Below are 15,364 nucleotides of genomic sequence, written 5' to 3' on the forward strand. Positions count from 1 at the left end.
CGGCCGTTATTTCCGGTGGGTGTGGTTGTGTCTGTTTGATTTGTTTTACTTCAACGGAGAGTTTGATCCTGGCTCAGGATGAACGCTGGCGGCGTGCTTAACACATGCAAGTCGAACGATGATCCCAGCTTGCTGGGGGATTAGTGGCGAACGGGTGAGTAACACGTGAGTAACCTGCCCTTGACTCTGGGATAAGCCTGGGAAACTGGGTCTAATACCGGATATGACTATTTGACGCATGTCAGGTGGTGGAAAGCTTTTGTGGTTTTGGATGGACTCGCGGCCTATCAGCTTGTTGGTGGGGTAATGGCCTACCAAGGCGACGACGGGTAGCCGGCCTGAGAGGGTGACCGGCCACACTGGGACTGAGACACGGCCCAGACTCCTACGGGAGGCAGCAGTGGGGAATATTGCACAATGGGCGCAAGCCTGATGCAGCGACGCCGCGTGAGGGATGACGGCCTTCGGGTTGTAAACCTCTTTCAGTAGGGAAGAAGCGAAAGTGACGGTACCTGCAGAAGAAGCGCCGGCTAACTACGTGCCAGCAGCCGCGGTAATACGTAGGGCGCAAGCGTTATCCGGAATTATTGGGCGTAAAGAGCTCGTAGGCGGTTTGTCGCGTCTGCTGTGAAAGACCGGGGCTCAACTCCGGTTCTGCAGTGGGTACGGGCAGACTAGAGTGATGTAGGGGAGACTGGAATTCCTGGTGTAGCGGTGAAATGCGCAGATATCAGGAGGAACACCGATGGCGAAGGCAGGTCTCTGGGCATTAACTGACGCTGAGGAGCGAAAGCATGGGGAGCGAACAGGATTAGATACCCTGGTAGTCCATGCCGTAAACGTTGGGCACTAGGTGTGGGGGACATTCCACGTTTTCCGCGCCGTAGCTAACGCATTAAGTGCCCCGCCTGGGGAGTACGGCCGCAAGGCTAAAACTCAAAGGAATTGACGGGGGCCCGCACAAGCGGCGGAGCATGCGGATTAATTCGATGCAACGCGAAGAACCTTACCAAGGCTTGACATGAACCGGTAATACCTGGAAACAGGTGCCCCGCTTGCGGTCGGTTTACAGGTGGTGCATGGTTGTCGTCAGCTCGTGTCGTGAGATGTTGGGTTAAGTCCCGCAACGAGCGCAACCCTCGTTCTATGTTGCCAGCGCGTTATGGCGGGGACTCATAGGAGACTGCCGGGGTCAACTCGGAGGAAGGTGGGGACGACGTCAAATCATCATGCCCCTTATGTCTTGGGCTTCACGCATGCTACAATGGCCGGTACAAAGGGTTGCGATACTGTGAGGTGGAGCTAATCCCAAAAAGCCGGTCTCAGTTCGGATTGGGGTCTGCAACTCGACCCCATGAAGTCGGAGTCGCTAGTAATCGCAGATCAGCAACGCTGCGGTGAATACGTTCCCGGGCCTTGTACACACCGCCCGTCAAGTCACGAAAGTTGGTAACACCCGAAGCCGGTGGCCTAACCCTTGTGGGGGGAGCCGTCGAAGGTGGGACCGGCGATTGGGACTAAGTCGTAACAAGGTAGCCGTACCGGAAGGTGCGGCTGGATCACCTCCTTTCTAAGGAGCTGCTAATAATTGCTTGCTGTGCCTGCATGGGTGTGGTGGTGGTTGTCAGTGTTGCCCATTGCGCAGGCGTCTGTTCTGCGGTGGGTGCTCATGGGTGGAATATCAACGAATCAAACTTGTTTGGCATGGCCTTTACCGGTTGTGTCCTGGTGCCAGTACGGCAGCATGTGCTCCTTTTGGGGGTGGGTGTTGTTGGGAACGCTGCCGGGGTGCATGGTGTGGGGGTTGTGTTTGGCGCACTGTTGGGTCCTGAGGCAACAGGACCTTTTTGCAGCAATGCAGGGGGGCACTTCTGGTGTTTCTTTTGTTCCTGCTTCCGGTACTGCCTGCTGTTCCCTTTGTGGGGTGGTGGTGGTCTGGTTGACGGGGTTGTTGTTTGAGAACTACATAGTGGACGCGAGCATCTGAAACACATGCCTTTGGTGTGTGTTTCTACAGCAATTTCTTATGAATGAACCTGGCCCTTGTGGTCATGGTTCTCTCGAGTAAGTTTTGATCTTTGTGTGGTCAAGTTTTTAAGGGCACACGGTGGATGCCTTGGCATTAGGAGCCGAAGAAGGACGTAGGAATCTGCGATAAGCCTGGGGGAGTTGATAACCGAGCGTTGATCCCAGGATGTCCGAATGGGGAAACCCCGCACAACGCTGTCATGGTGATTGTGTGACCCGCATCTGAACACATAGGGTGCGTGGGGGGAACGCGGGGAAGTGAAACATCTCAGTACCCGCAGGAAGAGAAAACAATAGTGATTCCGTTAGTAGTGGCGAGCGAACGCGGATCAGGCTAAACCGTTCCATGTGTGATAGCCGGCGGGCGTTGCATGGGCGGGGTTGTGGGACTTTCCGTGATGGTTCTGCCGGACCGTTGGGGTGATGTGCAGGCATAGGTGAACGGTCTTGAAAGGCCGGCCAGAGAGGGTGGGAGCCCCGTAACCGTAATGTTGTGTGCAGCCTGGAGAGTATCCCAAGTAGCACGGGGCCCGAGAAATCCCGTGCGAATCTGTCAGGACCACCTGATAAGCCTAAATACTTCCTAATGACCGATAGCGGACCAGTACCGTGAGGGAAAGGTGAAAAGTACCCCGGGAGGGGAGTGAAACAGTACCTGAAACCGTGTGCTTACAATCCGTCGGAGCAACCGCGAGTGATCGCATAGTAGTTGTGACGGCGTGCCTTTTGAAGAATGAGCCTGCGAGTTAGTGTTACGTCGCGAGGTTAACCCGTGTGGGGTAGCCGTAGCGAAAGCGAGTCTGAATAGGGCGAGTGTAGTGGCGTGATCTAGACCCGAAGCGGAGTGATCTACCCATGGCCAGGTTGAAGCGACGGTAAGACGTCGTGGAGGACCGAACCCACTTCAGTTGAAAATGGAGGGGATGAGCTGTGGGTAGGGGTGAAAGGCCAATCAAACTCCGTGATAGCTGGTTCTCCCCGAAATGCATTTAGGTGCAGCGTTGCGTGTTTCTTGCCGGAGGTAGAGCTACTGGATGGCCGATGGGCCCTACAAGGTTACTGACGTCAGCCAAACTCCGAATGCCGGTAAGTGAGAGCGCAGCAGTGAGACTGTGGGGGATAAGCTTCATAGTCGAGAGGGAAACAGCCCAGACCACCAACTAAGGCCCCTAAGCGTGTGCTAAGTGGGAAAGGATGTGGAGTTGCGAAGACAACCAGGAGGTTGGCTTAGAAGCAGCCATCCTTGAAAGAGTGCGTAATAGCTCACTGGTCAAGTGATTCCGCGCCGACAATGTAGCGGGGCTCAAGTACACCGCCGAAGTTGTGGATTTCACACATTGCCCTAGCCTTCGTGGTTCAGGGGTGTGGAGTGGTAGGGGAGCGTCGTGTGGGCAGTGAAGTCGCGGTGGAAACCAGCGGTGGAGCCTACACGAGTGAGAATGCAGGCATGAGTAGCGAAAGACGGGTGAGAAACCCGTCCGCCGAATGATCAAGGGTTCCAGGGTCAAGCTAATCTGCCCTGGGTAAGTCGGGACCTAAGGCGAGGCCGACAGGCGTAGTCGATGGACAACGGGTTGATATTCCCGTACCGGCGAAAAACCGTCCATGCCAAGCGGGGGATACTAACCGCCCGGAGCCTGCCCGCTCACCCTTGTGGTGTTGTGGGTTTTGGCCGAGCGCGGGACCTGATCCTGGGAGGTAAGCGTATTAACAGGTGTGACGCAGGAAGGTAGCCGGGCCGGGCGATGGTTGCCCCGGTCTAAGGATGTAGGGTCAGGGATAGGCAAATCCGTTCCTGTGTGCTTCGAGCACGTTCCTGAGATCTGATGGGACTCCCGTAAGGGGGGATCCGGTGATCCTATGCTGCCAAGAAAAGCATCGACGCGAGGTTTTAGCCGCCCGTACCCCAAACCGACACAGGTGATCAGGTAGAGAATACCAAGGCGATCGAGAGAATTATGGTTAAGGAACTCGGCAAAATGCCCCCGTAACTTCGGGAGAAGGGGGGCCTGCCCCGTGATGGAGACTTGCTCTCCGTGAGCGGGTGTGGGCCGCAGAGACCAGGGGGAAGCGACTGTTTACTAAAAACACAGGTCCGTGCGAAGTCGCAAGACGATGTATACGGACTGACTCCTGCCCGGTGCTGGAAGGTTAAGAGGACCGGTTAGCCACCTTGTGTGGCGAAGCTGAGAATTTAAGCCCCAGTAAACGGCGGTGGTAACTATAACCATCCTAAGGTAGCGAAATTCCTTGTCGGGTAAGTTCCGACCTGCACGAATGGAGTAACGACTTCCCCGCTGTCTCAACCATAAACTCGGCGAAATTGCAGTACGAGTAAAGATGCTCGTTACGCGCAGCAGGACGGAAAGACCCCGAGACCTTTACTATAGTTTGGTATTGGTGTTCGGAGTGGCTTGTGTAGGATAGGTGGGAGACGTTGAAACCCGGACGCCAGTTCGGGTGGAGTCATCGTTGAAATACCACTCTGGTCACTTTGGACATCTAACTTCGGCCCGTGATCCGGGTCAGGGACAGTGCCTGATGGGTAGTTTAACTGGGGCGGTTGCCTCCTAAAAAGTAACGGAGGCGCCCAAAGGTTCCCTCAGCCTGGTTGGCAATCAGGTGTCGAGTGTAAGTGCACAAGGGAGCTTGACTGTGAGAGAGACATCTCAAGCAGGGACGAAAGTCGGGACTAGTGATCCGGCGGTACATTGTGGAATGGCCGTCGCTCAACGGATAAAAGGTACCTCGGGGATAACAGGCTGATCTTGCCCAAGAGTCCATATCGACGGCATGGTTTGGCACCTCGATGTCGGCTCGTCGCATCCTGGGGCTGGAGTAGGTCCCAAGGGTTGGGCTGTTCGCCCATTAAAGCGGTACGCGAGCTGGGTTTAGAACGTCGTGAGACAGTTCGGTCCCTATCCGCTGCGCGCGCAGGAAATTTGAGAAGGGCTGTCCTTAGTACGAGAGGACCGGGACGGACGAACCTCTGGTGTGTCAGTTGTACTGCCAAGTGCATCGCTGATTAGCTACGTTCGGATGGGATAACCGCTGAAAGCATCTAAGCGGGAAGCTCGCTTCAAGATGAGATTTCCATACACATTATGTGTGAGAGGCCCCCAGCCAGACCACTGGGTTGATAGGCCGGATGTGGAAGCGAGGACTAAAGACTCGTGAAGCTGACCGGTACTAATAGGCCAACAACTTACACCACACAACACACTGCACGCGTCCACTATGTGGTTCCCGAACAACAAAACCGTTCCAGGAACCAACAACTAAATAAACAACACCACAGTTGTAACCAAAAAGATTTCCCACTCACCCCCACACCGGGGGTCGGGGCGGGTAACAGAGTTACGGCGGTCATAGCGTGGGGGAAACGCCCGGTCCCATTCCGAACCCGGAAGCTAAGACCCACAGCGCCGATGGTACTGCACCCGGGAGGGTGTGGGAGAGTAGGACACCGCCGGACACACATTAGGCAAGAGCCCCGACCACAGGTCGGGGCTCTTCCCCTTTAACCACCACAACAGCCGGCCCTCACAGCCGGGCCAGCCACATATGAGCCGACCTGCCCTTGTCGACTGGGAGTCGACAAGGTAGGGCCGCCTCGGGTGTGGTGCAGGATCTTCCGTCGGTCCGGATGATCCCATTAGCCCCAGAAATCGGCCAATTGAGGCGCCAGCGCTTGGCCCTGCTGAAATCCTGCTCGGGCCGCTGACGGACGCAAGGACAGATCCATCGCATTGACGCCGAACATATGCTCGGATTCGTTGTTGGGAAAGACCGTTTCAACCTGGCTGCCGTTGGCTCGCAGCGCGTCCACCTGCCCAGAGAGGTGCATGCCCCACTCCAACGGAGTCCGGGTACGGCCGCCGAAAGGGGCCAACACCAGCACCCGTGAATACCCAGCTGCCAGGTCTGCGTTCTCGGCGTTGGCGCGGTATCCGCCGTCGATGTATTGGTTGCTGCCGATCCTGTAGGCGAAGCCGCTGGCGCAGCTGGCGGCAACCGCGTCTACGAGATCCACTCTGCTGTGGCGGTGGAATATCACCGGATCACCCGTCCGGGCGTCGACCGCGGTCAGCAGGATGTTCCGATCGGGCCACTGCGCTTGGGGCAAACGGGTTGCCACCGTGGCCCGCCATCGTGCGCTGGAGCCTTTCATGGCTTCGGCCATGTCAATGGCTGCTGCCCCTAACCGTCTGCGCATATCCGCCATGTCCGTGGAAGCATTCATGATGTTGCCGGTTCGTTCCATCTGGTCCACTACCGGCCTGGCGCCAGGCCCAACCCGGCCAGACCGCACGTGGTCCGCTGGTTCCGGCGGGGCTGAGGCAACGATGGCATCGAACAGCTCGGTTGGGGTCGCGCAGGCCAGCTGGGCTGCGGCGGTGGACCCTGCTGAGGTGCCAACGGTCAGCTCTGCGGTGGTGACGTCCAGCCCGGCGTCGAACAGGCCCGCGATGACTCCGATCAGCCAAGCGTTGCCTGTTGAGCCACCGCCACCGAGGACCAAGGCCCTTCGGGGCGACGCCGGTCCCGTGACGGCTGTATCGGGGTCGACTTGTGGCTGGGACTGGACGGGCGCCGGTAACCCGGGCACCGTCGTCGGGCCGGCGTTCAGTGATGAAGAAGTTGATGTACTCATGGGAGTCGCCTTTCGCGAAGTGCGTGACGGACGCTCCCAGTGGCGACTAGCTCAGTCGCGGGATCGTGGACTGCGGGGAGCGCCCACTGTGGATACTGCGTTCATGGGTCTCACCTCCTGCCAAAAGTTCACGATCAACCGAAAAGTTATCACTCCGTAGACACCGACGCAATTGTCGGGTCGGGCGCCGGTAGAGTCTGGGGATGAATCTCACACGACAGGTCTCTCCCGGCGCGGGTGCAGCGGGCGGCGAAAAGCTGAACCTGCGCCCTCTGGAGCTTTCAGATGCCACAGACCTGGCTGCCGCTTATCTGCGCAATCGCGGGCATTTGGAGCAATGGGAACCCACCCGTGGCGATGACTTCTTCACCGTGGCAGGCCAGGAAGCTTCGATACGAGCCAAGCTCGGCCACTACGCCGCTGGCAGCGAGGTGCCATGGGTCGTGACTGGCGGCCGCGGAATTCAAGGGATGATCACACTGTCCGGCATCGTCCGAGGGCCTTTCCAGAACGCCAACCTGGGCTATTGGATTGATGCGGAATGCACCGGCAGGGGTTTGGCGTCGGGCGCGGTTGCCGCCGTCGTGAGTATGGCAACAGAGGAGCTCGGCCTCCATCGGGTCCAGGCCGCGACACTGCTCCACAATGCAGCGTCCCAAGCTGTCCTCAGCCGGTGCGGCTTCGAAAGGATCGGTGTTGCGCCCGCCTACCTGCACATCGCGGGGGAATGGAGGGACCACCTTTTGTTCCAGCGCGTCCTGTTCTGACGGTGCACAGTGTGAGGTCTGATGGGGCAGCAAGGGGGCGCGGCCAACGCCGTAGGGTACGCCAAGGGCGTAAAGCACCCCTAAAAACCCCGAAAATCCGGTGATTTTGGTCAAAAAGGCGCGGAAACACGCGGAATTTGCTGGCCATGCCAGCCCAAGCTGGTAAGTTTTCGAACAGTGGCTTGCTCGCATTCCGCTTGAAAGCTCAAAAACGTATGAGTCCAGGAGGACGTAAATGGCTAAGAACCGTAGTGAACTCGTTGCAGAGGTAGCAGGCAAGGCTGGCACCAGCCAGGCAGCAGTCAACTCCGTGCTCGATGCACTGTTCGAAGTTTTCGAGACTTCTGTCGCCGCCGGCGAAAAGATCACCATCCCGGGCTGGCTCGCAGTTGAGCGCACCGACCGTGCAGCTCGCACCGGCCGCAACCCGCAGACCGGCGAGACCATCCAGATCGCGGCCGGCCACAGCGTCAAGCTGACCGCTGGCTCCAAGCTGAAGGCTGCTGTCGCAAAGAAGAAGTAATTACTCTTCGGCGAACGCCTGGAAGGGACGGCAACCTGATGGTTGCCGTCCCTTCTGCTTTCTATATCCACTTAGCGCCCGTGATCCACATAGCGCCGCCCCGATTCGCAGCCTTGCGACAGGTAGCGGACAATGGATGAGTGCCATCAGCAAGAAATTCCGCAACTGCCCCTTCGCCTGTTCCCACGCCGGGAGCGCGGGGAGGCACTACAGCCGCGGGGATTTCCCTGCCATGGCAACTGGCCGGCCTGGCGGCGCTGTTCCTGACGCTCGCCGCGGCACTCATCTTCTCGGGCGCTTCGGCAGCACGGCAGGTATCCGACCCCGGCGAGCTGGTCCGGTGGGGTCTTCCGTTCGCGAAGGCCATCCACAACGTCTCAGTGGCAACCGTGGTGGGCGGCTTGATTTTTGCCGTCGGCATCCTGCCTAAGAACATCGGTGGCTCGCGCTCCCGCGAGAAGGATGTTGACGCACCCGAACATCCCGCTTTTGCCCGGGCCCTCGCCGTCGCCGCAGCCGCGGGAGCGGCATGGACACTGTCCGCAGTGGCAGTCCTCGTCCTGACCTACGCAGACGTTGCGGGGCAAGGGCTCTCCGGCGATGCCGAGTTCACCCGTTCGCTGGTGTACTTCATGACGGACATCGAGACGGGCAAGGCCTGGCTCGCCGTCACCATCATTGCCGCAGTGGTCACTACCGCGCTGTTCGGGGTGAGATCCTTGACCGGGCTGGCGTTCACTCTGCTGCTGGCTCTGATCGGCCTGATTCCCACCGCATTGATCGGACACTCGTCGAGTTCCAGCGATCACGAAGGCGCCATCAACTCCCTGGGACTCCACCTCGTAGGGGTCTCCACGTGGGTGGGCGGAATCATCATGCTCGCGGTCCTTTCCGGGATCCTCACGGGTTCCCGAAGCAAGGGAACGCCGGACATCACCGAACAAACCCTCCGGCGTTTCTCGGCCCTGGCCGGCTTCGCCTTTGTGCTGGTGTTCGCCTCCGGCGTCATCAATGCCGCCATCCGCGTGACCAACCCCGCGGATTTGTTCGGCTCCCCGTACGGGCAACTCATCGTTGCGAAGTCCTTGGCCACGCTGGTGCTGGGTGGCATCGGCTTCATGCACCGGCAGTGGGTCATTCCCCAGCTCGGCAGGAACGGTTCCATGTCTGCCCGCCGCGTGCTGTGGCAACTGGTTCTGGTTGAGCTGCTGGTCATGGGCGCGACGTCGGGACTTGCCGTTGCGCTGGGACGCTCAGCTCCGCCGCAACCCACCACCTACGCGCCTGATGCATCACCGTCGTTCATCCTCTCCGGCTACGAGCTCCCACCGGAACTCACCCCGGAACGGTGGCTGACCGAGTGGCGCTTCGACTGGCTGTGGGTGGGAGTAGCGCTGTTCGGTGCGGTCGCCTACATCATGGGCATCATCAAGGTCCGCAAGCGCGGAGACAAATGGTCTTGGTTCCGGTCAGTGAACTGGCTGATCGGCCTCGTGGTGCTGACGTACATCACCTCCGGCCCGCCTGCTGTTTATGGCCGTGTGCTGTTCTCAGCGCACATGGTGGACCACATGGCCCTGACCATGGTTGCCCCGATCTTCCTGGTGCTGGGCGCACCCGTCACGCTTGCCCTGCGGGCACTGCCTTCCAGGGGAGAGGGAGCCCACGGCTCACGGGGACTTCGCGAATGGCTGCTGCTTTTTGTGCATTCCAGGTTCTCGCAGATCGTGACGCACCCGTTGTTCGCCGCAGCGAACTTCGCGGGCTCTATCGTCCTCTTCTACTACTCGGACCTGTTCGGCCTGGCGATGCGCGAGCACGTGGGTCACGAGCTCATGAACGTCCACTTCCTCCTGACCGGCTACATCTTTGTGCTCAGCATGATCGGCAGCGATCCTCTTCCGCGCCGCGCACCCTACCCGATGCGCCTGCTCCTCCTGCTTGCCACCATGGGCTTCCATGCGTTCTTTGGGGTAGCCATTATGGGTGGCACCGGGCTGCTGGCCGCCGACTACTTTGGAAACCTTGGCCGGACCTGGGGCCCGTCAGCCATCGGGGACCAGCAGTTGGGCGGTGCAGTGGCATGGGGCATCGGCGAAGTACCCACGCTGTTGGTGGCGATCGGAGTGGCTGTCATGTGGTCGCGCTCGGATGAACGGGAGACCCGCCGTGTTGATCGTGCCGCGGACAGGAATAACGACGCGGAACTGAGCGCTTACAACGATATGTTTGCCAGGCTCGCCGACCGCGATGCCAAAGTGGCAGGCCGCACTGCCCAGCCTTCCAGGACGGTTCAACCATCCCGGACGGCCCAGGCCGAACGCGGCGACGCCGAAAGCAGCAATGCCGAACGCCCCATCCCAGACTCTGCAGGGCAGACTGAACCTAACACCAAGCTGGAAGGACGCTGATGAGCGAAACCGTACGCACCCAACTCCGGGTCCGGGCCTCTGAACTGGAGGGCCGCGGCTGGCTCAACACGGGCGGCAAATCCTTGGACTTGGAGTCCTTGCGCGGCAAGATCGTGCTGCTGGACTTCTGGACCTTCTGCTGCATCAACTGCCTGCACGTTCTTGACGAGCTGCGCCCCCTCGAAGAGAAGTACTCCGACGTCCTGGTGACGGTGGGCGTACATTCGCCCAAATTCGAGCACGAAGCAGACCCCATAGCGCTGGCATCGGCCGTTGAGCGATACGAGATCCACCACCCGGTCCTGGACGACCCGGAACTCGCCACATGGAAGGCCTACACGGCCCGTGCCTGGCCCACGCTGGTGGTCGTCGACCCCGAGGGCTACATCGTGGCCCACCTTTCCGGTGAGGGCCACGCCGACGGCCTGGCAGTACTGCTGGAAGAACTCGTAGCCGAGCATGAAGCCAAGGGAACCCTCCACCGCGGCAACGGCCCCTACGTGGCTCCCGTGCCGACGTCCGGCACTTTGCGTTTCCCGGGCAAAGCCACGCAATTGCCGAACGGCAACTACCTCGTAGTTGACTCCGGCCACCACCGCCTGGTGGAGCTCCGCCCGGACCTGGAAACCGTGGAGCGCGTCATCGGCTCCGGCACCAAAGGGTACCTGGACGGCCAAGCGGAGATCGCACAGTTCAACGAGCCACAGGGCGTCGCACTGCTCCCGTCTGAGCTCGCCTGGAAACTGGGGTACGACGCCGTGGTGGCAGATACTGTCAACCACCGCCTCCGTGGAGTGACACTGAGCTCCGGTTACGTGCAGACCGTCGCCGGGAACGGTGTACAGCGGTTGCTGGACGCCGGACCCGCCCGAGTGACGGACACTGGCGCCGGTACGTGGTCTGAACATCACGACGCCGGCCCGGCTGACTTCGCGGCCGACGCTTTTGATGTAGGGGCGCTGGGTCTGGGTACCGAGGTTTCCCTGTCCTCACCCTGGGACGTGGTGTGGAGCGAGAAGCTGCAGCGCGTTGTCATCGCCATGGCCGGCACGCACCAGATCTTCGCCTTCGACCCATTGGGCAACGAGGTTTCCATCCTGGCCGGATCCGGCTTGGAGGGCCTGCTGGACGGCAAGGCCGAAGAAGCTTGGTTCGCCCAGTCCTCCGGCCTGGCGATCGACGCCGACGGCAACATCTGGGTTGCGGACTCGGAAACGTCGTCCCTTCGCCGGCTGGTGCTGAACGAATCCGGCGTCACCGTGGAAACGGCAGTAGGCAAAGGGTTGTTCGATTTCGGCTTCCGTGACGGAGACGCCGCTGAAGCCCGGTTGCAGCACCCCTTGGGTGTCACCGTCTTGCCGGACGGTTCTGTAGCCATCGCAGATACTTACAACGGTGCCGTCCGCCGGTATGACCCCGCTACCAAATCGGTGTCCACGTTGGCGAGGGGCCTCGCTGAGCCGAGTGACGTCGTGGTGGTCCAGGTGGAAGGCAGCGAGCCGCTGCTTGTAGTGGTGGAGTCCAACAAGCACCAACTTGTCCTGGTACCGATCCCCAAGGAAGCCCAGCAAGTGGACGAGGGCGCGTCACAGACGCACCGCCCCAAGAGCCCGGTGACCCCCGGCCCGTTGGAACTGGCCGTCCGTTTCGCGGCGCCGACGGGCCAGAAGCTGGACGACCGATGGGGCGACCCCACACAGTTGAAGATCTCTTCCACCCCGCCGGAACTGCTGGTCTCCGGGGGCGGAACATCGGTAGGTCTGCTGCGCACCCTTGAACTGTCCGCCGACGTTCCCGAAGGCATCCTTCACATCACCGCCCGTGCGGCTGCTTGTGATGGACCTGAAACTGAGGACGGCGAAATCCCGGACCACGCCGCCTGCCACCTCTACCAGCAGGATTGGGGCATTCCGGTAGTCCTGCAGGCCGACGGTGAGTCCGAGTTGGTCCTGGACCTGCGCGGTATGGACTAAACGCAACTGACTGAAGTGGTCCGGGTCTGCCCCTTAGGGGCTGGCCCGGGCCTTTTCATTCCAGCGGACTTTATGCCGCGGACTTGGTCAACGGCGGGCGAGTGCGGCGAGCCAGGGAAGCTCAGAAGGTCAGCATCGGGGTGACTGTCACAGTGTCGGCGTCGACATCCAGTTGGGTAGTGAAGCTGAAATCGTGCTCCACGTTGAGGTCGTTGACGTACCCGGTGAAAAGGTTGATTTCCCGGGCGGTCAGGGTGGCCTTGCCGTTCAGGGGAGCCACCACCCATTTGCCGCCGAAAGGTTCGATGGTGATCTTGGGGTAATCCGTGATGGCCCACTTGATGGTTCCGTCCACCACGCGCGCGTTGCTGGCATGGTAGAACGGGCAATCGGGCTGGAGCCGCTGCTGCTCGGTGGCCTGCGTCGCGCAGCTGTCCAGGAATTCGCGGACCTTCCCGGCGACGGCCTCGTTCATTGACTTGGTGGAACGCGTCTGCAGGTTCAGGGGAGCCTGGCCGCCGTCGCGCGTTGATACGAGGGCCGAGGCGGGCGGCGCCTCGAAGAAGGTTCCGTTGAGGCTGGCCTCGTACTTGCCGGGGAAGAAGACTGCGAAGGTGTTGCGGCCATTGGGCATATTGACGGGCACACCGTTGAGGGTGGCTTCGCTGGCATTGACCACCGTGACCTCAATGGTGGGCAACGTGGTGGGCACGAACGCCCACTTGGCGAAGAACAACCACTGCGTCCCGGTCCGTTCCATCAGGAACTCTGTGTGGAGTTTGCTGCCGTCCAGACTGTAGTCGACGGGGACTGCCACGCGGTTGCTTCCCCGCGATTCAGGGTTCCCCACTTTGACGTCGGACATCTTGGAAGCGGCGGTCTGCAGGGCGGTCCCGTCCAGCATGGCGGCGTTCGAGCTGGGCACTTTGGCCCGCAGGAGGCCCAGTGCTTCTTCGCCTTCGCCCTTTTGCAGCGCCGCCAGGTACTCCTTGACGGGCTGTTGTGGGCTGGCCACCGACGAGCTCACCAGATTGATGCAGACGATGGCTCCGGCGGCAGCAAGCATCAGACCGAGCAGCCATCCGGCTGCGGTCTTGACGAACGCTTGACTCAACTGCACGCCCTTTACGTTACCTGCCGCGGCGGCGATCACTGTGCAGGAAGGCCTCGATATGACGTATGTCCACCGATTGGAGAAGGCTCGACGGCGGGCGGCAGCGCGCATTGCTGCCACCCGGCGTCGTGCATGTGTCAGTCAGGCGGGACTAGCGGCGGCGCCGTGAGGAGGTGCCGAAGACGCCGCGCAGGAGGTCACGGCCGAGCTGCGTGCCCATGGACCGGACCATGCTTTTCAGCCCGCCGCCCAGCGCCCCACCAAGGGCGCCGGCGATGTCACCGAACATGCCATCCTGTTGGGCCGGAGCCTGCTGCGGAACTGGAGCCGGTGCGGGAGCCGGGTATGACTCGGGCGACGAGGGCCTCGAACTGGGTCGGCCGAGGATCTCTTCTTCGATGCGGCGCGCTTCGGCGTCGATGTCGGCCTGCGAAGCACCGGAGGAACCGGACGCACCGGTAGCTCCGGACGAACCGGAAGATGAAGCAGGCACCGGAGGCTGCCCCGGAGCAGCATCGCCGGTGGATACGGCGGCTTGACCATTGAGCTTCTCGTACGCGGAGAGGTTGTCCACTGCGGTGCCGTATTTCGCCAGCAAAGAGGACGCAGCTACGGTGCTCTTGATGAGGTCGTCGGCGCTTGGCCCCATGACGGACTCCGGTGCACGGAGCCGGGTCAATGCAACCGGTGTGGGCGCACCCTTCTCATTCATGACGGTGATGACGGCTTCGCCGATGCCCGCGGAGGTGAGCGTCTCTTCGAGGTCGTAGTCGCTGACCGGGAACGTGGACACAGTGGCCTTCAACGCCTTGGCGTCCTCCGGGGTGAAGGCGCGCAAGGCGTGCTGGACACGGTTGGCGAGCTGGCCCAGGACGTCGGCCGGAACATCCTTGGGCGTTTGGGTGACGAAGAAGATGCCCACGCCTTTGGAACGGATAAGCCGGACGGTGGTGGTGATGGCTTGAAGGAAAGCCTTGGAGGCGCCGTTGAACAGCAGATGGGCCTCGTCCAGGAAGAAGACGAGCTTGGGCTTGTCCAGGTCGCCGGCTTCGGGGAGGTCCTCGAAAAGGTCGGCCAGGAGCCACATGAGGAACGTGGAGAACAGCAGCGGCTTGGTCTGGAGGGTAGGAAGCTCAAGGCAGCTGATGACACCCCGGCCATCAGGTGCAGTGCGGAGCAGCTCGGCGGTATCGAACTCGGGCTCACCGAAGAACTTTTCCATCCCCTGCGCCTCAAGGGTGACCAGTTCCCGCAGGATCACGCCGGCTGTGGCTTTGGAGAGGCCGCCAAGGTTGGCGAGTTCGGCCTTGCCTTCGTCCGAGGCCAGGAACTGGATGACCGCACGGAGGTCCTTGAGGTCGATCAGCTCCAGGTTGTTCTTGTCCGCGAAGTGGAAGATCAGTTGGAGGCTGGACTCCTGTGTGTCGTTCAAATCCATGATTCGGGAGAGCAGGATGGGCCCGAACGAGGTGATGGTGGCGCGGACGGGGATGCCGTGGCCATCCCCACCGAGCGAGAGAAACTCAACGGGAAAATTCTTCGCAGACCATTCTTGCCCCAGCGCCGAGGTGCGGGCGGTCAGCTTCTCAGAGCCTGTGGCGGGCGTGGCCAGTCCTGACAAATCACCCTTGATATCCGCGAGGAAAACCGGAACACCCGCAGTCGACAGCTGTTCGGCAATCATGTGCAGCGTGACCGTCTTGCCGGTGCCCGTGGCGCCGGCCACCAGCCCGTGCCGGTTCATCATGGCGAGGGGGAGCCGGACCTGGGCCTCTTTGTGGATTTCACCGTCAACGATCGCCGCCCCCAACTCGATGGTGGCACCTTCCAGGGTGTAACCCTGCTGGATGGTGGCGAGTTTTTCGGCGGTTGTTTTGTTGGCCATGCGCATAGC

7 protein-coding genes and 3 rRNA genes are annotated in these 15,364 nt (G+C 60.8%); 7 read left to right on the top strand and 3 right to left on the bottom strand.

Translation table 11 applies throughout. The features are described from left to right. The first annotated feature begins 50 nt into the window (after nucleotides 1-50). From AB4Y77_RS07550 to rrf, 3 genes are all read left to right on the top strand, one after another. Nucleotides 51-1,570 (top strand): 16S ribosomal RNA (locus AB4Y77_RS07550). A 514-nt stretch (nucleotides 1,571-2,084) separates the two neighbouring features. Then, nucleotides 2,085-5,242: ribosomal RNA gene (locus AB4Y77_RS07555) — 23S ribosomal RNA — on the top strand. A 144-nt stretch (nucleotides 5,243-5,386) separates the two neighbouring features. Then, nucleotides 5,387-5,503, top strand: a 5S ribosomal RNA gene (rrf, locus tag AB4Y77_RS07560). The 16S, 23S and 5S rRNA genes sit together here, the layout of an rRNA operon. Nucleotides 5,504-5,683: 180 nt before the next feature. Here rrf and AB4Y77_RS07565 read toward each other — a convergent pair. Next, nucleotides 5,684-6,682 carry a patatin-like phospholipase family protein gene (locus AB4Y77_RS07565; RefSeq protein WP_442013455.1) on the bottom strand — a complete coding sequence of 333 codons (999 nt, stop codon included), beginning with the start codon at nucleotides 6,680-6,682 and terminating at the stop codon, nucleotides 5,684-5,686. 203 nt (nucleotides 6,683-6,885) lie between these two features. Between AB4Y77_RS07565 and AB4Y77_RS07570 the strand changes: the two genes are divergently transcribed. The 4 genes from AB4Y77_RS07570 (at nucleotide 6,886) to AB4Y77_RS07585 (ending at nucleotide 12,356) form a co-directional block, all read left to right on the top strand. Then, nucleotides 6,886-7,449, top strand: coding sequence for a GNAT family N-acetyltransferase (locus AB4Y77_RS07570; RefSeq protein ID WP_442013456.1), 564 nt, complete (start codon nucleotides 6,886-6,888; stop codon nucleotides 7,447-7,449). 235 nt (nucleotides 7,450-7,684) lie between these two features. Beyond that, complete coding sequence (locus AB4Y77_RS07575) at nucleotides 7,685-7,972, top strand: HU family DNA-binding protein (RefSeq protein WP_011776355.1); 288 nt, start codon at nucleotides 7,685-7,687, stop codon at nucleotides 7,970-7,972. A gap of 140 nt (nucleotides 7,973-8,112) precedes the next feature. After that, nucleotides 8,113-10,383 (top strand): cytochrome c oxidase assembly protein, encoded by a 2,271-nt coding sequence (locus AB4Y77_RS07580; protein WP_442013457.1) that lies wholly within the window; start codon nucleotides 8,113-8,115, stop codon nucleotides 10,381-10,383. Next, nucleotides 10,383-12,356 carry an NHL domain-containing thioredoxin family protein gene (locus tag AB4Y77_RS07585; RefSeq protein WP_442013458.1) on the top strand — a complete coding sequence of 658 codons (1,974 nt, stop codon included), beginning with the start codon at nucleotides 10,383-10,385 and terminating at the stop codon, nucleotides 12,354-12,356. The genes AB4Y77_RS07580 and AB4Y77_RS07585 overlap by 1 nt, the downstream gene beginning before the upstream one ends. 121 nt (nucleotides 12,357-12,477) lie before the next feature. On the opposite strand, the gene AB4Y77_RS07590 is transcribed toward AB4Y77_RS07585, so the two are convergent. Further along, nucleotides 12,478-13,506 (bottom strand): hypothetical protein, encoded by a 1,029-nt coding sequence (locus AB4Y77_RS07590; protein ID WP_311213986.1) that lies wholly within the window; start codon nucleotides 13,504-13,506, stop codon nucleotides 12,478-12,480. Between the two features lie 115 nt (nucleotides 13,507-13,621). Then, complete coding sequence (locus tag AB4Y77_RS07595) at nucleotides 13,622-15,355, bottom strand: helicase HerA-like domain-containing protein (RefSeq protein ID WP_311213977.1); 1,734 nt, start codon at nucleotides 15,353-15,355, stop codon at nucleotides 13,622-13,624. Nucleotides 15,356-15,364 lie beyond the last annotated feature (9 nt).

The organism is Paenarthrobacter sp. YAF11_1, from assembly GCF_052113445.1.
Taxonomy (GTDB): Bacteria; Actinomycetota; Actinomycetes; order Actinomycetales; family Micrococcaceae; genus Arthrobacter.

Bases quoted from the DNA above. Each gene is read 5' to 3' on its own strand.
- AB4Y77_RS07565 (WP_442013455.1), bottom strand. From the start codon at position 6,682: ATGAGTACATCAACTTCTTCATCACTGAACGCCGGCCCGACGACGGTG.
- AB4Y77_RS07570 (WP_442013456.1), top strand. From the start codon at position 6,886: ATGAATCTCACACGACAGGTCTCTCCCGGCGCGGGTGCAGCGGGCGGC.
- AB4Y77_RS07575 (WP_011776355.1), top strand. From the start codon at position 7,685: ATGGCTAAGAACCGTAGTGAACTCGTTGCAGAGGTAGCAGGCAAGGCT.
- AB4Y77_RS07585 (WP_442013458.1), top strand. From the start codon at position 10,383: ATGAGCGAAACCGTACGCACCCAACTCCGGGTCCGGGCCTCTGAACTG.
- AB4Y77_RS07595 (WP_311213977.1), bottom strand. From the start codon at position 15,355: ATGGCCAACAAAACAACCGCCGAAAAACTCGCCACCATCCAGCAGGGT.